The sequence below is a fragment of the Actinomycetota bacterium genome (genome assembly GCA_005774595.1).
In the GTDB taxonomy this organism is placed as follows: domain Bacteria; phylum Actinomycetota; class Coriobacteriia; order Anaerosomatales; family D1FN1-002; genus D1FN1-002.
Window position 1 is genome coordinate 1 of record VAUM01000010.1, and the last position, 14853, is coordinate 14853.

The 14853-nt window shown below is 72.0% G+C and carries 18 protein-coding genes; 2 read left to right on the forward strand and 16 right to left on the reverse strand.

What is annotated here, in order from left to right; translation table 11 throughout:
* The 9 genes from FDZ70_01025 to FDZ70_01065 form a co-directional block, all read right to left on the reverse strand.
* Window positions 1-456 (reverse strand): hypothetical protein (locus FDZ70_01025; protein ID TLM80347.1); only part of this gene is annotated, 456 nt, incomplete at its 3' end.
* An 87-nt stretch (window positions 457-543) separates the two neighbouring features.
* Window positions 544-1266, reverse strand: coding sequence for a cytochrome c biogenesis protein CcdA (locus FDZ70_01030; protein TLM80348.1), 723 nt, complete (start codon window positions 1264-1266; stop codon window positions 544-546).
* Window positions 1267-1269: 3 nt separating this feature from the next.
* Window positions 1270-1485, reverse strand: coding sequence for a heavy-metal-associated domain-containing protein (locus FDZ70_01035; protein TLM80349.1), 216 nt, complete (start codon window positions 1483-1485; stop codon window positions 1270-1272).
* A 54-nt stretch (window positions 1486-1539) separates the two neighbouring features.
* Window positions 1540-1857, reverse strand: coding sequence for a hypothetical protein (locus FDZ70_01040; GenBank protein TLM80350.1), 318 nt, complete (start codon window positions 1855-1857; stop codon window positions 1540-1542).
* A gap of 58 nt (window positions 1858-1915) precedes the next feature.
* Entirely contained in the window at window positions 1916-3280 is a 1365-nt protein-coding gene (locus tag FDZ70_01045) for a sigma-54-dependent Fis family transcriptional regulator (protein ID TLM80351.1), read from the reverse strand.
* Window positions 3281-4825, reverse strand: coding sequence for a PAS domain-containing protein (locus FDZ70_01050; protein ID TLM80352.1), 1545 nt, complete (start codon window positions 4823-4825; stop codon window positions 3281-3283).
* Window positions 4826-4831: 6 nt separating this feature from the next.
* Entirely contained in the window at window positions 4832-6235 is a 1404-nt protein-coding gene (gene rpoN / locus FDZ70_01055) for an RNA polymerase factor sigma-54 (protein TLM80353.1), read from the reverse strand.
* Window positions 6236-6335: 100 nt separating this feature from the next.
* Entirely contained in the window at window positions 6336-7244 is a 909-nt protein-coding gene (locus FDZ70_01060) for a hypothetical protein (protein TLM80354.1), read from the reverse strand.
* Window positions 7237-8175, reverse strand: a complete 939-nt coding sequence (locus tag FDZ70_01065; protein ID TLM80355.1) for a cation transporter — start codon at window positions 8173-8175, stop codon at window positions 7237-7239. The genes FDZ70_01060 and FDZ70_01065 overlap by 8 nt, the downstream gene beginning before the upstream one ends.
* A gap of 87 nt (window positions 8176-8262) precedes the next feature.
* Here FDZ70_01065 and FDZ70_01070 point away from each other — a divergent pair, with 87 nt between their 5' ends.
* Window positions 8263-8841 carry a metal-sensing transcriptional repressor gene (locus tag FDZ70_01070; GenBank protein TLM80356.1) on the forward strand — a complete coding sequence of 193 codons (579 nt, stop codon included), beginning with the start codon at window positions 8263-8265 and terminating at the stop codon, window positions 8839-8841.
* Between the two features lie 10 nt (window positions 8842-8851).
* Here the strand turns inward: FDZ70_01070 and FDZ70_01075 are convergent, their stop codons facing one another.
* Genes FDZ70_01075 through trxA form a run of 3 tightly spaced genes read right to left on the reverse strand, consistent with a single transcriptional unit; the run spans window position 8852 to window position 9789 of the window.
* On the reverse strand, window positions 8852-9232 hold the full coding sequence (locus FDZ70_01075) for a DUF302 domain-containing protein (GenBank protein TLM80357.1): 381 nt from the start codon (window positions 9230-9232) through the stop codon (window positions 8852-8854).
* A 37-nt stretch (window positions 9233-9269) separates the two neighbouring features.
* Window positions 9270-9494 carry a zinc ribbon domain-containing protein gene (locus tag FDZ70_01080; GenBank protein ID TLM80358.1) on the reverse strand — a complete coding sequence of 75 codons (225 nt, stop codon included), beginning with the start codon at window positions 9492-9494 and terminating at the stop codon, window positions 9270-9272.
* Window positions 9466-9789, reverse strand: a complete 324-nt coding sequence (gene trxA / locus FDZ70_01085; GenBank protein TLM80359.1) for a thioredoxin — start codon at window positions 9787-9789, stop codon at window positions 9466-9468. Before trxA ends, FDZ70_01080 begins: the two co-directional genes overlap by 29 nt.
* 132 nt (window positions 9790-9921) lie before the next feature.
* Here trxA and FDZ70_01090 point away from each other — a divergent pair, with 132 nt between their 5' ends.
* Window positions 9922-11142, forward strand: a complete 1221-nt coding sequence (locus FDZ70_01090; protein ID TLM80360.1) for a hypothetical protein — start codon at window positions 9922-9924, stop codon at window positions 11140-11142.
* Window positions 11143-11158: 16 nt separating this feature from the next.
* Here FDZ70_01090 and FDZ70_01095 read toward each other — a convergent pair whose 3' ends face one another.
* The 4 genes from FDZ70_01095 to FDZ70_01110 form a co-directional block, all read right to left on the reverse strand.
* Entirely contained in the window at window positions 11159-11875 is a 717-nt protein-coding gene (locus tag FDZ70_01095) for a hypothetical protein (GenBank protein ID TLM80361.1), read from the reverse strand.
* 160 nt (window positions 11876-12035) lie between these two features.
* Window positions 12036-12476, reverse strand: a complete 441-nt coding sequence (locus FDZ70_01100; protein TLM80362.1) for a cyclic nucleotide-binding domain-containing protein — start codon at window positions 12474-12476, stop codon at window positions 12036-12038.
* A gap of 82 nt (window positions 12477-12558) precedes the next feature.
* Complete coding sequence (locus FDZ70_01105; GenBank protein TLM80363.1) at window positions 12559-13716, reverse strand: pyridoxal phosphate-dependent aminotransferase; 1158 nt, start codon at window positions 13714-13716, stop codon at window positions 12559-12561.
* Window positions 13713-14853: B12-binding domain-containing radical SAM protein (locus FDZ70_01110; GenBank protein ID TLM80364.1), on the reverse strand; the 1141-nt coding region annotated here is incomplete at its 5' end. The genes FDZ70_01105 and FDZ70_01110, both read right to left, overlap by 4 nt.

The window sequence follows — 14853 nt, forward strand, 5'->3', positions numbered from 1 at the left end:
CACCCACACCTGGCGGTAGGGCTCGCCGACAGAGGCGAACACGGTGGACGTCGTCACCCGCGCCGCCGCCTCGGCCACCTCCGGCGGCACCGGCGTGGTCTCGTCGGCAGGGAACGACACGACGACGCGTCCCGCGCGCTCCAGCATCACCAGCCGATCGATGCTGTCTGTGCCGGAGGTGTAGTCGACGACCAGCGCCGCCGGGTCGACCGAGCCGGTCCGGCTCCGCGACGTGCGCTCGACGGACTGGCACGCCGCCTGGGCCAGCGCATCGAGCTGGGCCGCGACCAATGCGCTGCTCTCCTTGAGCCTGTCGTCGGCCAGCCGCCTCGTGTACCCGTAGACCCCCGACAGCGCGGCGCCGCCCACGAGCACGAGCGTGCCCGTCACGACGGCGAGCGTCAGCATCGTGAGATTCGCGGCGAGGCCCGAGGAGACCTGGGCGTTGCGAGCCATCTTCCCCCCGCAGACGAGTGCTGTTGCGCTTCGAGCCGATGGTACGCCACGCGCACCGGACGCTCCAGCAGCTTCCAGGGCCTGAGGTCAGCCGCCCACCGAAGGCAGCACCGACCCGAGCCACAGCCCGAGCTGCTCGAAGCGCCCCAGGAGCATGAGCGCCCCCGTGACGATGAGCACGACCCCGGCGCCCCGGTTGATCGCCTTGGCGTGGCGCTGCAGCGCCCTCAGGGCGCCGGACAGGCGTCCGAACAGCAGGCCGACGGCGACGAAGGGCACCGCCAGCCCCGCCGCGTATGCGCCCAGGAGGAGCACGCCCGTCGACACCGTGCCGGCATCGGCGGCGAGCATGAGGATGGCGCCGTACACCGGCCCCGCGCACGTGCCGAGCGCGAACGGGAACAGCAGCCCGAGCACGAAGGACGCGCCCCGCCCGAACGACCGGGCACGCGCAGGGTCCACGTGAAGCCCTGTGAGCCACGGCACGCGGACCACGTCGAGCAGGTAGACGCCGAGCAGCACGATCACCGCCCCGGCGATGCGCTGCAGCAGCGCCTGATGGCGCGAGAGCAGCTGGCCGAGCACCGAGGCGCTCGCACCGCTGCCCACGAAGACGAGCGTGAAGCCGGCCACGAACAGCAGCACGGGCCCGAGCACGTCGAGGACCCGGCGATCGCCGGAGCCGAGCTCAGCGAGCGACAGCCCGGTGATGAAGCTCAGGTACGCGGGGATCAGGGGCAGAACACACGGCGACAGGAACGAGACCAAGCCCGCTCCGAAGGCCGCGGCGGCACCGACGTTCGCGCCCACGCGTCAGGCCACGGGCTCGGCGCCGTAGCCGCTCGCCACGATCTCGTCGACGATGCGCTGCACGTCGAGGACGGCCGGGTCGTACTCGACCTCCGTCGTGGCGCTCGCAAGGTCGACCGAGACGCTCTCGACGCCCTCGATGTCGCCCACGTTCATCCGGATGAGCATCGCGCAGGAGCCGCAGTGCATCCCGGTGGTGTTCAGAGTCACGCGCGCCATCGTCCCCAAGTCCTCTCCACGGGCCGCTCCCGGGCTTGCGTGCCGAACGCGCGCTCAGGTCGAGCGCTGCGCCCCCTCGAGGATCCTCCCGCACTCGGGGCACAGGCGCCAGTCCCGGAGCACGCGCGCGCCACATCCGTCGCACTGCGTCGCGGCCGGGACCGCGCGGGGACGCCCGAACGCGTGCATCGCGATCCCCGCGAGAACCCCGACGGCGAGCCCTCCGGCGATGGGTAGCGCGTACTCGAACAGGACGCCGCTCGCGGAGAACGCCGGATCGTGTGTCAGGAACACGTGGAGGGAGATGCCGGCGATCCCGGCGATGCCGAGCGATGTCAGTATCACCGGTATCGCGAGATCCCTGTCCGCCACGTGCATCCTCCCGGTCGCGAGCACCGCAACCGATGCAAGTGGCGTGCCAGCCGCACCGTCAGTCCCCGCCTGCGGCGATGCCCCACCGGTCCATGCGCACCCGCAGCGTCGCGGGCGTGAGACCGAGCAGCTTCGCGGCGGCGGCCACGCTGCCGCCCGACCTCTCCAGCGCCTGCCGGACGAGACCGAGTTCGACCTCCTCCAGGTCGATGCCTTCGTCCGGCAGCGCGAAGCCCTTCACGCCGGTCCGCACGGCGGGGGCGCCCGCCCGCACTTCACCGGGAAGGTCGCCGATCACGATCTCGTCGTCGCGCGAGAGGATGACGATCCGCTCGATCGTGTTCTCCAGCTCGCGGATGTTGCCCGGCCATGAGTACGTGGCGAGCGCCTCCATCGCGTCCTGGGAGATGCGCTTCGATCCCGCCTCGTACTTCTCGAGGAAGTGCGCCACGAGCCGCGGGATGTCATCCGGACGCTTGCGCAGCGGCGGCAGGGTTATGGGCACCACGTTCAGGCGGTAGTACAGGTCCTCGCGGAAGGTCCCGTCGGCGATGAGCCGCTGGAGGTCCTGGTTGGTCGCGGCGACGATGCGCACGTCGACCTCGATGGCACGGGTCCCGCCGAGCCGTTCGAACTGCCGCTCCTGCAGCACCCGGAGCAGCTTCACCTGCACGCCCGCGGTGATGTCCCCGATCTCGTCGAGGAAGAGCGTCCCGCCGTTGGCCATCTCGAATCGGCCCGGCTTGGCCATGGTGGCGCCGGTGAAGGCGCCCTTCTCATAGCCGAACAGCTCGCTCTCGAGCAGTGTCTCCGGAAGCGCGCCGGCGTGAATCGACACGAACGGCTTCGACGCGCGCGGCGACAGCTTGTGCACGGCGCGCGCCACGAGCTCCTTGCCGGTTCCCGATTCGCCGTACACCATGACCGTCGCGTTCGTGGGCGCGACCTTGCCCACCGTGTCGAGCACGTCGAGCATGCGCGTGTCGGCCGCCACGATCCCGTCGATGTCCCAATCGCGGTCGAGTTCCGTGCGCAGGCGCTCCACCTCCGCGGACAGGTCGGCGACGCGCGCGATCTTCTCGAGAGCGAGGCGCACTTCCGCGAGGTCGAACGGCTTGGCGAGGTACTCCGTGGCGCCGAGCTTCATGGCCTCGACGGCCTGCTCGATCCCTCCGTGCGCGGTGACCATGATGACCGGCGTCTCGTCGCCGCCGGCGCGCAGGGTGCGCAGCACCTCGAGTCCGTTGGGGGCGGGCATCTTCTGGTCGAGGATGATCACGTCCGGATGGTGCTCGGCGACCGCCGCGAGCGCCTCCTTGCCACTCGCGGCCTCGAGCACCTCGTATCCGTCCTCCGCCAGACCTGCGACCAGGCCCGAGCGGATGTTCCTCTCGTCATCGGCGACGAGCACGCGACGCGTCATCTACGACCCCTCCCCCTCGCCGGCATCCTCGCCGGCCGGCACGGTCCGCTCGGCGCCCTGAGGCGGCGCTACGGGCAGAACGACTGTGAACACCGTACCCTCTCCCGGGCGGCTCGTGACCTCGATGTGCCCCCGGTGTTCCTCGACGATGCGGTGGACGATCGACAGGCCGAGGCCCGTCCCGTCCTCGCGCCGCGTGAAGAACGGGTCGAACACGCGGCTGAGTTCCTCCGAAGGGATGCCCGGGCCGTCGTCCGCCACTCTCACGCGCACGAACCCGTCCGCGGCGGCGGCCGTCAGCCGGACCGTGCCGCCGTCGTCCATGACCTGCACCGCGTTGGTGACGAGGTTCACGAACACCTGCTTGAGCTGGTCGGCGTCCGCGAGCACGTCGGGCAGGTCGCCGGGGTACTCCTCGACGATCGTCACGCCGCCGCGGTCGGCGAAGCGCCGCGTGAACAGCGCGACGTCGCGCAGCACGTCACGCACGTCGAGGCGGCCCACCACGGGCTCGGGCGGACGACCGAAGCGCAGCAGCGTGTCGATGACCCTCTCGACCCGGTCGGTCTCCTCACGGATGACCGCGGTCGCCTTCGCGATCGTGTCGGGATTGCAGCGGCCCTCCTCGAGGATCTGCGCCCAGGTGCGCACGGCCGTGAGAGGGTTGCGGATCTCGTGCGCCACACCAGCCGTGAGCTGGCCGAGCGCGGCGAGCCGGTCCGCCCGGATGAGGCGCTCGGTCAGGGCGTGCACCTCGGTCATGTCGTTGATCGTCACCACGGCACCGAGGATGCGGCCGCTGCCGTCGACCATGCGCGAGACGGACGTCCTGACGTGGAGCGCGCGGCCGTCGAAGGTGCGCACCTCCGCCTCCCGGGCGAGCCGTGGAAGCCGGCCGCCGAGCACCTTCGCGAGGTCCTTGTCGAGCCCGGCGTCGTCGGAGAGCAGGCTCGCCATCGGCCTCGGCACCATCTGGCCCTCCGTCACGCCGAGCATCCGCTCCGCGGCCGGGTTCGCGGTGGTGACGGAACCGTCGGGACCGACGGTCAGCACGCCGCTGGACAGCGAGCGGACGACCGTGTCGATGTAGTTGCGCACGATCATGATCTCCATCGCCCGCGCCTCGAGCTTGCGGTACGCGGAGCCCCCGGACACCTCGACCTCGAGCGACTCCGCACGCCGTGCGGCGTGAAGGTCGAGCAACCAGCCGAACAGCCCGCCCACCACGAAGAAGGATGCGACCTCGATCAAGTGGCTGCCCGAGGCCTCGAACAGGCCGCCGTGGAACATGTGCGCCTGGAGGGCGAACACCACGGACGTGGCCAGTGCCGCGAGCGCACCTCCGCGAACGCCGAACACCCACGCGGCATACAGGATCGGTACGTAGTAGAGGCGCGTGAACGCGAGGTGCAGCTGGATCGGGTCGCCGTAACGCGCCGCCCAGAGGTGCAGCCCCGCCACCGCCACCAGTCCCGCGGCGATGAGCGCGGCCTCGCCCGGCAGCGTCCGGCCGAATCCCCGCGTGCGGCTCAGAGGCGCGGGCATCCGGCCTCACCGCCGCTTCCGCGACCACGACGGCTCGATGCCGAGCTCCTCGCGGTACTTCGCCACGGTACGCCGCGCGACCGTCACACCGTCCTCGCTGAGCAGCTCGGCAAGGGCCTGGTCCGAGAGCGGACGCTGTCCGTCCTCGTCGCGGACGAGCTCCTTCAGGCGCGACTTCACCGTGGTCGCCGCCACGTCCATGCCGGTCGACGTCCGGTAGCCGCCCGAGAAGAAGTGCTTCAGCTCGAACAGGCCGTACGGCGTCGCCACGTACTTGCCCGTCACGCCGCGGCTCACGGTCGACAGGTGCACGCCGAGCTCGACCGCCACGTCCTCGAGCCGCAGCGGCCGCAGCGGGCCCTTCCCGTCCTCGAAGAAGTCCGACTGCACCTCCAGGACGATCGCCGCGATGCGCGAGATGGTGTCCTTCCGGCGGTCGAGGTTGCGGATGAACATCTGCGCCGAGCGGATCCGCTCGCGCAGGTACTTGCGGGTCTCGTCGTCGACGGTCGAGTCCGACTTGGACATCGCCCGGTAGCGCGCAGAGACCCGCAGCGTCGGCACCGCGTCCCCGTTCGGGATGACCATCCACTCGTCGCCGAAACGGCGCAGCGTCACGTCGGGCACGATGTAGCCGGGTGACGTGCCGCCCGAGAACGCGCCGGCTGGCCGGGGGTTCAGACCGCGCAGGATCTCCAGCAGCCGCGAGATCTCGTCCTCGCTCACGCGCAGGGCACGCGCGATCTTGCGGACGCGCGACGCGGCGACGTCGGGCATGTGCGCGTCGATGATGCGCACGAGGACGGGCTCGTCGATGCCGAGGTAGTCGAGCTGGATCTTGAGCGCCTCGGCGAGCGACCGCGCACCGACGCCGGGCGGGTCGAGCTGCTGGACGATGCCGAGCGCCGCCTCGGCCTGCCCCCGTGTCACGCCCGCCACCGCCGCGATCTCGCCGCAGTCGCCGACGAAGAACCCGTCGTCGTCGAGCGTGCCGACGATCGCCCTGGCCGCGCGCTCCACCTCCGGGGTCAGGTCGAGCATCGAGATCTGGTCGAGCAGGTGGTCGTCGAAGGTCTGCACGCCCCCGATGTAGTCCTCGGTGTTCGGCTCCTCGGCGTTCGGGTCCCGCGGCCCGTCGCGCTCGCCGGAGTCGAGGTCGTCGTACATCTGGAGCCACTCGTCCCACGCCTCGGCGTCCTCGGCCGCGGCCTCACGCTCGGCGGCCTCGTCCAGGGACTCCTCGGCGTCCTCCGCGTCCTCCTCGGTCTCGAGGACCGGGTTCTCGAGGATCTCGTTCTCGACGAGTTCCCGGACCTCGAGCACGGGCATGGCGAGCATCGTCAGCCCCTGGTAGACCTGGGGCGACAGCGTGACCTTGTGCCTCAGTTCCGGCCGCTGCCGGAGCTCCATGGCTCACGCCTCCGGCGCACGAGGGGGCGGGATGAAGCAAACGCCGTACCACGGGGCTGATTATACCCCCCGCCGACGGGGGGTGGACCGTCCGTGCCGGTCAGGCGCCGGGCGGCGGCGCAGGCCCGCCCGCCCGCGCGACGACCACCACGGCCGCGAGCACGAGCGCACCGCCGAGCACCTGCCGCATCGTCAGCGCCTCGCCGAGCAGCGCCCACGCTGCTCCGGCCGCCAAGACCGGCTCGATGGTGGACGCGACCATCACGCGCGTCGCGTCCAGCCGCCGGAGCGCGCCGAGGAACGCGCCGAACGCGAGCACGGCGCCGAAGACCGCGACGAACACCGCAGCGGCTGCGGTGCGCGGCTCGACGAGCGGGGCGAGCACGCGGCGCGGGCCGATCGCGACGAGCCAGAACACGGCGGCGGCGGCGAAGCCGTACAGCAGCGCCGTGAGGGGGTGCCACCGCGCGCCCGCGTGACCGCCGACCACCGCGTACGCCGCGAAGAGCACCGCCGACGCGAGCCCCCACGCGAGCGCCTCGCCGGAGAGGCGGGGCCCGCCCGTGGCGCCGACCACGAGCGCGCACCCCGCGACGGACGCCGCGACGCCGGCCGGCAGCGCCCACGTCGGCCGCTGCCGCAGCACGACGACCGAGTAGGCCAGCACGAGCACCGGCGACAGGTACTCGAGCAGGATCGCCGTCGCCACACCGGCGAGCGAGATCGTCCGGTAGTAGGCATAGTGCACGGCGGCCAAGCCGAGCACGCCGTACGCCGCCAGAGGCAGCAGGTCGCGCGCGCTCACGCGCAGGAGGTCGCGTCGGGCGGTTGCGAGGTACACGAGCAGCACAGCGAACGCGATGAGCGACCTGACGCCCGCGAGTGCGGCGGGATCCACGCCGGAGGAGAACACCCACCTGGCGGTCACCCCGCTGGCAGCCCAGCACGCGGCGGCGAACACAGCGAGCGCCCAGCCTGTCGCACCGCCACGGTGCGAGCCGTCAGGCACCGCTGGCGCGCACTTCGTCCCGCGTCTTGCCACGCTGGTAGTCGTCCATCGGCTCGTGATGCACGATGACGTCGACCACCTGCGGGAACGCCTCGGCGACGGCCCGCTCGACCGCCTCGGCGATGGCGTGCGCGTCCGAGACGCTCAGGGCGGGGTCGACCTGGCAATGCAGGTCGACGAGAACCTCGGCGACGGACCCGCGCGTCCGCACCGAATGGCATCCGAGCACGCCCGCCACCGTCATCGCGGCGGCGACCACCTCATCGACGGGGAGGCGTGCGCGGTCGGACAGCGTCTCCTCGGCCTGGCGCAGGACACCGATCGCCGTCCAGACGATGGCGCCGGCGACCGCCAGTGCGATCAGCGGATCGGCGATCGGATACCCGAGCTTCACGGCGACGAGCCCGGCGATCACGCCGAGGCTGACCATGACATCGCTGCCGGTGTGGCTCGCGTCAGCGATCAGGATGCTGCTGCCGAGCCTCTTGCCGACACGCCGCTCCCAGGTCGTCACGCCGACGTTGACCGCGAGTGTGCCGAGCATCACCGCGAACGAGCCCGCGTCGACCCTCGCGCCTGCGCCACCGCCGAACAGGTTCTGCCACGCGGCCGTGCCGACCCGCACCGCCGCGAACACCAGCATCCCGCCGATGGCCGCGGACGCATAGGTCTCGTACTTCCCGTGCCCGTACGGGTGCTCCCGGTCGGCGGGCCGTGCCGCCAGCGAGATCCCGACGAGCCCCACCACGTTGGACACGCCGTCGAACAGCGAGTGGAAGCCGTCGGCCTGCATCGCGACGGAGTGGCTCAGCATGCCGTAGACCACCTTGGCCACGGCGACCGCCGTGTTGAGGAAGAGGATCACCCACAGGACGACCTTCACCTTGCCCGCACGGTCGCCGTCGACGGCCGTGTCTCTCCGATAGCCCATGCCCACCCGCTTGTCGCTCGATACCCCTCGGGGGTATATTCTCGGAACCCGTCAATCTTACGGCACGGACAGGCGGAACGCGCAACGATGCCCCAGACCCACGCGATAGACGGCGACGCCGAGCGGCGCACGATCACGAACCGGCTCCGGCGGCTGCAAGGCCAGGTCCGCGGCCTCGCTTCGATGATCGAGACGCGCCAGGGCTGCGAGGCGGTGCTCACGCAGATCATGGCCGCGCGCTCCGCGCTGGGCCAGGTGGGCCTCCACATCGTGGGGTACTCGATGAAGCGCTGCCTTGCCGGCGAGGCGGAGTCCGGGGACGCGCTGGTCGACCGCGCCTTCGAGGTGTTCCTCGACTATCGCTCGATGGCCGCCTCGAGCTCGGGCACGACACTCGCCACGCCGCGCGACCAGGACGAGATGGTGCAGCGGCTGCACGATGTCGAGGCCGGCCTACTCGCGGTGCAGGCCGACCTCGAGGCGGGAACCGCATGCGACCGGCTGGTCACCCGCATCGGGGAGGTCACCGCGATGCTCAACGAGGTCGCCCTCGGCGTGCTCTCACACTCGATGCGCGACTGCCTGATCGCGCCCGGCGACGACCGCGAGCGGGTCATCGACGATGCGGTCGCGGTCTTCCTGAAGTACTCCGCCTGCCTGCGGTAGCGGCAACGCGCTACGCGGCGGTGCACACGTCGACGATGTCGACCATGGCCGCTTCGAGACGGCCGTCGAGCCCGTCGAAGTCGACCTCCGGGAACATCAGCGCGGACAGCGTCGGGCGGATCACCGCGACGCATACCGCGTCCTCCTCTACGAAGACGTGCAGCCGGCACGGCATCAGGAGCCGCCCGGGGCGCGAGCGCGTGACCGCCTCGTCGGCCAGCCACAGCTCGAAGATGCACAACGGCTGGATCGGGAAGCCCTTCGCCGCGAGCGTGGCCTGGAGGTCGTGTACGTGGCGCAGCTCGAAACCGTGCGCGGGGACGGACTCGCGGACGGCCTGGACGGTCGACTCGAAGTCCCTCGACGTCGCACGCCTGTAGGTGTACTCCATCTCGCCTCTCACGCCCGACCGGGCGGAGGCGTCACCCTCAGGTGAATCCCCCGCGCGGCACGCAGGACGCGGGCGCGGACGCCCGCGTGACGAACCCGCCGCCCACGCCCGCCCGCGCTTCCGGGGAGCCGCACTCGGGACACGTGCGGTCCTCGTCGCGGAGCAGCCGCATGAGGAACAGCTCGAAGCGGTGGCCGCATTCGGCGCACTTCAGGTCGTACGTGGGCACGGCGTCAGCCCAGCCCCAGGTCGCGGGCCAGATCCTCCGCGCGCCGCGCTCCGACCACCTGCGCGACGACCGCTCCGGCCTCGAACTTCGCGATGGTGGGGATGCTCATGACCCCGTACTCCATCGCGACCTCGCGGCACTCGTCAACGTTCATCTTAGCGAACTTCACGCGGCCGGCGCATGTCACCGCGAGCTTCTCGATCTCCGGGCCGACCATCCGGCACGGACCGCACCACGGCGCCCAGAAGTCCACGACCACCGGGCCGTCGGCTCCCAGCACCTCCGCGGCGAACTCGGCCGCCGTCACCTCGCGCACCATGTCGCCCATCCCGCCACTCACCTCTCGACTCGCCCGTGATTGCGTGCGATTATACCCCCTGGGGTATGCCTGTCAAGCGGCGGAGGCCCGTCGTTCGGTACACTCGATGCGTCCGGACCGCGCCGTGGGAAGGTCGCGCTCGTGCCTCTGGCATGGACAGCACTCGTCGGATGCGGCGCCCTCGCGGGCGTCGGGCTCGTGCTGTCGCTCGCGGTGCCGCACCGGACCAGGATCCCCGTGGTGACACTCGGCGCGGCGAGCATGACGCTGTCGGGATGGGGCCTTGCGCTCATCGTGACGTCCGCTCCGCGCGCATCGATCGCCTTGGCCACCGGTGCCCTCGGCCTCGCGTCGATCGCGGCCGGCTACGGGCTCGGCGCCTCCGTCGTCTCGTCGCTGAGGCCGCGCCGCGCGGCCGTCGCGCTGGAGCCGCGCGCGGCCGAGGACCCGCGTATCGGGGTGGTCGTGTACGCGGACGTCGAGCCGCGCACCTACTCCCTGTCCGAGACCGCCGAGGTGATGGCGCTCGTCGGCGAGGCGGACCCGCCCCCGGTGCCCGTCCTCGTCGCGCCGTTCCTGTTCGCAGCGCAGAGGTCGCGCTACCAGGGCGCCGACGGCCGGAGCCCGTCGCGCGACGGCCTGCGCGCGACGGCGGTGCGCCTCGCCGCCGAGCTGGATGCCGACCGGTTCGCCGAGCCGGCGTACGCCGCATGCGAGGGGGACGCCTCGCTCGCCGAGGCGGTGGCCGACCTCGCCGCCCGTGGGCACCGCACGGTCGTCGCCGCGCCGCTCGCCGTTGCGGCCGGCCACGCGGACCACACGGCGCTGCGCGCCGTCGATGCGCTCAAGCCCCGCGACGCGGGCGTGCGCGTCGTGCATGCCGACGTGCTGTGGCACGCCGACGAGATCGCCGACCTCGTCGCCCGGCGCGTGCTGCTCGCCTGCGACGGCGCAGAGGACAGCACCGGCGTCGTGCTCGTCGCGCACGGCCAGCCGCCCGGCTGGCGCGAGGCCGCTCCCGAGTTCGACGCGCGCGAGGTGGCGTTCCTGTCGCGCGTGCAGTCCCTGCTCACCGAGGGCGGCATGCGCGCCGGCCACGTCCGCACGGCATGGACGGCGTGGCAGGAGCCCGACGTCCCCGAGGCGGTACGCCACCTCGCGGCGGTCGGGTGCGCCCGCGTGCTCGCGTGCCCGGCGTGCGACCCGGTCGAGTCCCTCGACACGCTGCTCGACCTGCCTGCGGCGGTCCGTATGGCACGCGTGCCCGTGCCCACGCGCGTGCTGTCCGCGTGGGGCGACGCACCGGAGGTCGCGCGCGCGCTGGCGCGGCGGATCGAGAAGGCGCTCGCGGAGTCCGAGTGATCGCGGCGCAGCGCGGCTATCGCGCCTGGCAGCGCTCCCAGTTCCACGACTGCTGGCGGCGGATCCGCGGGATCGAGAACGTGTAGCGCAGCGCGACGTTCAGGCCCTGACGGTGCGCGCTGGCACGCGTCTCGAGGTTCTCGATCGAGCGGCGCAGTTCCTCGGCGGTGCGGCCGCGGAAGAGCGTGTGGCCCTTGCCGATGGCCTGCAGCACGTGCGAGTCCGAGCCGCCGGTCGCCGCGATGCCCTGTCCGCCGGTGAACATCTTCGCCGCGATGCTGTTCGCGAACACGAGGTACGGGACCGAGTTGTAGACCTCGAGCGCGTGGAACGCGGCGTCGTTGAGTGCCTCGACGAACTCGCTGCGCCCGAACGGCCCGAAGATCCCGAGCGGCGAGAAGGGGTGCGGGATGACCGCGACGCCGCCCTGCTCGTCGATGGCGGCCAGCGTCTCAGCGACGCTCATGCCCGCCGGGATGTGCTCGGTCAGCCACAGGCCGATCACGTGGCCGGCGCGCGTCGAGACCTCCTCGCCGACGACGACCTCGAAGCGGTGCAGGTCCTCGAGGGACTTCGCGAACAGCGCCCCCTCGATGGTGTTGTGGTCGGTGATGGCGATGACGTCGAGGTCGGTGCGCCGCTCCACCCAGTCCATGATCTCGGGGATGGTCGCGAGGCCGTCGCTGTGATTGGAGTGCATGTGCAGGTCTGCTTTGCCCCACGTGTCGCTCAAGGTGTGCTCCCGTTGGAGGGGTCGAGGCCGGTGCCGGCCCCGGACGGTGCAATTCTCATACCGATGTATTCTCGGCGCGTGACGCATGTCACATGAGCAGTGTCCGATGAGCGGCGAACGGCAGGCGACGGACGCGAGACGCGGCGACGAGCGGCGAGCGCTATGACAGCTCGCACTCCAGGATGGCCTTCTGCGTCAGGGCGAGCTCGGCCTTGTCCAGCACGTACTGGTCGCACAGCTTCTGGAGCACGTCGGTCGTCGCCCGCAGGCGCGCGCACATCGACTCGATGACGCGAAGCGCCAGTTCGGGCTCGTCGCGCAGCGCGTCGAGGAACGCCGCCTTGTCGTAGAGCACGAGCTCGGTGTCCCCGACCGCCTCAGCGTTGGCGCAGTGCGGGCGGCCGTCGATGAGCGACTGCTCGCCGAACATCGTGCCGGGACCGAGCTCGCCCAACGTGGTGGCGACCAGGTCGCCCCCCTTCCAGATGCGCACCGTCCCCTTCAGGACGATGAAGAGGTGCTCACCGGCCGCACCCTCGAGGAACACGGTCTCGCCGTCGGCGTACGAGCGGACCTCGCCGGCGCTCTCGATCAGGCCCATGCCACACTCCCCTTCATCCGGGCGACCGGTATGTTGTTCGGCATCCGTGCGCGCGGGCTGAAGCGCGCGTCGGCGGGCGGCCCTAGATGCCGGCGCTCCACGCGCGCAGGCGCCCGACCCCCTCGCGCAGGCGCTCGAGCGACGCGGCGTAGCTGAAGCGCAGGAACCCCTCGCCGCCGTCACCGAAGTCCACCCCCGGCGCCAACGCGACGAGCGCCTCCTCCAGGATGCGGCGCGACAGGCCGAGAGAGTCCGCGCCCCACACGCGCGCGTCCGCGAACACGTAGAACGCGCCCTGCGGCTCGTGCGGGATGCCGAGGCCGAGATCTCGGAGCGCCGGGACGAGGTAGCGGCGGCGCTCGTCGTAGGTCTCGCGCATCCGGGCGACCTCGCCCTGCGCCTTGGTGAGCGCCACGGTGCCGGCCGCTTGGACGAAGTGGTTGGCGCACAGGAAGAAGTTCTGCTGGATCTTCTCGCAGGGCCGCACGAACTCCGGCGGCGCTATGAGGTAGCCGAGGCGCCAGCCGGTCATCGCATACGCCTTCGAGAAGCCGTTCAGGATGAACGCGCGGTCCGTGTACTCGAGGACGGTGTGCTCCTCGGCGCCGTACGTCAGGCCGTGGTAGATCTCGTCGGAGACGAGGTGGACGCCCGCATCCTCGGCGATCCCGGCGAGCGCCCGCAGATCCTCGGGCGGCGTCACGCAGCCGGTCGGGTTCCCCGGCGAGTTCACCATGATCGCGCGAGTGCGGGGCGTGACGGCGGCGCGCACGGCATCGAGGTCGTAGCGGAAGCCGTCCTCGGCGCGCGTGCGGACCAGTCGCGGGGCCCCGCCGAGGAACGAGACGTAGTTCGGGTACGCCGGGTAGCACGGGTCCGGCATGACGACCTCGTCGCCCGGGTCGAGCAGGGCGCCGAAGACGAGCAGCATCGCCGGGCTCGTGCCCTGCGTGACCACGACCTGCGAGGGCGCTGCCTGCGCGCCGTAGCGGTCGCGCACGTGCGCCGAGACCGCCTCGCGCAACGACGGGATGCCGGCCGACTGCGTGTAGCCGGTCTCGCCGTGCTCCATCGCCTCTTCGGCGGCACGCGTCACGACCTCGGGGGTGGCGAAGTCCGGGTCGCCGATCTCGAGCCGCACGACGTCGCGGCCGGCCGCCTCGAGCTCCTTGGCGCGCGCGACCACGTCCATCACCACGAACGGGCGGATGGCCTCGACGCGCTTCGACGTGCCGGTCATGCGCGGACGCCTCCTTCGAGGGCGGCGGCGTGCTCGTCGGCGAGCACCGCGCCCATGAGCTCGATGCGCCGCAGGTCGGCGAAGCCCGCCTCGGCCGTGGTGACGACCTCGTGCGGCGGCTCGGGGTCGAAAGCGAGGCCGAGTTCCGGAGCACGGTCCCACAGCACCGTGCCGGGCAGGACGCGCAGTGTGGAGCACTGGATGCGCCACGGATGTACGCCGAGCGCCCACTCCATCGACGCGACCATGTCACCCGGCGTGTCGCCCGGCAGGCCGAAGATGAGGTCGCATTCCGTGGCGATGCCCTCGGCGCGCAACGCCTCGACGCCGGCTTGGAAGGCGTCCGGGTCGAAGGGGCGCCCGCACGCGGCCAGCGCGGCCGCGCCCGTGGTCTGCGGGCCGGTCTCGACGCTCGCGACGCCCGCGCGCGCGAGCAGCGCCGCCTGCTCGGGGCCGATGCGCTCGACGTCGACCTCGACGGTGTGGAGACGCACGCCGCGCACGGCGTGCGGGGCGAGCGTGTCGGCGAGCGTGCGCAGGCGGCTGTCGGTGAGGTTGAAGACCGGGTCGATGAAGGAGAACGAGCGGACGCCCTGCGCCGAGGCCACGAGGCCGATCTCGGCGCGCACGCGCTCGTCGGAGTGGGAACGGACGCGCGTGGAGCCATGCCCCTCGAAACAGTAGGCGCACGCGTGCGGGCAGCCTCGGTACGTCTCGAGGTAGGTAGCCCCGTCGAGCGGCGGCATCACGCCCGTCAGGTACGGGCTGGGGAGCGTGTCGAGGTCGGCGACGGGTTCGCGGTCCGGCGCGGCGCGCACGGCGCCGTCCGGGGTGCGGGCGGTGACGCCCGCGACCTCGTGAGCGGGCGCGGCGGGCGCGGCGTCCGCGTACGCCGCGAGCAGCTCCGCGAACGTGACCTCGCCCTCGCCGCGCACGACGGCGTGCGCGTGCGGATGCGCCCGCAGGACGTCCTCGGCGATCGGGCCGGCCTCGGGACCGCCGAGCACCACGCGGGCATCCGGCAGCGCGGCGCCGAGCACGCGCACGAGCTCGTACGCCGCGCGCGCGTTCCAGCAGGTCACGGAGATGCCTACGACGTCGGGCTCCAGCGCGGCGAGCCGGTACGCGACCCACCAG

Excerpts from the sequence above, each read along its gene's own strand:
- FDZ70_01035 (TLM80349.1), bottom strand. The coding sequence starts at position 1,485 with ATGGCGCGCGTGACTCTGAACACCACCGGGATGCACTGCGGCTCCTGC.
- FDZ70_01045 (TLM80351.1), bottom strand. The coding sequence starts at position 3,280 with ATGACGCGTCGCGTGCTCGTCGCCGATGACGAGAGGAACATCCGCTCG.
- FDZ70_01050 (TLM80352.1), bottom strand. The coding sequence starts at position 4,825 with ATGCCCGCGCCTCTGAGCCGCACGCGGGGATTCGGCCGGACGCTGCCG.
- rpoN (TLM80353.1), bottom strand. The coding sequence starts at position 6,235 with ATGGAGCTCCGGCAGCGGCCGGAACTGAGGCACAAGGTCACGCTGTCG.
- FDZ70_01065 (TLM80355.1), bottom strand. The coding sequence starts at position 8,175 with ATGGGCTATCGGAGAGACACGGCCGTCGACGGCGACCGTGCGGGCAAG.
- FDZ70_01070 (TLM80356.1), top strand. The coding sequence starts at position 8,263 with ATGCCCCAGACCCACGCGATAGACGGCGACGCCGAGCGGCGCACGATC.
- FDZ70_01075 (TLM80357.1), bottom strand. The coding sequence starts at position 9,232 with ATGGAGTACACCTACAGGCGTGCGACGTCGAGGGACTTCGAGTCGACC.
- trxA (TLM80359.1), bottom strand. The coding sequence starts at position 9,789 with ATGGGCGACATGGTGCGCGAGGTGACGGCGGCCGAGTTCGCCGCGGAG.
- FDZ70_01100 (TLM80362.1), bottom strand. The coding sequence starts at position 12,476 with ATGGGCCTGATCGAGAGCGCCGGCGAGGTCCGCTCGTACGCCGACGGC.
- FDZ70_01105 (TLM80363.1), bottom strand. The coding sequence starts at position 13,716 with ATGACCGGCACGTCGAAGCGCGTCGAGGCCATCCGCCCGTTCGTGGTG.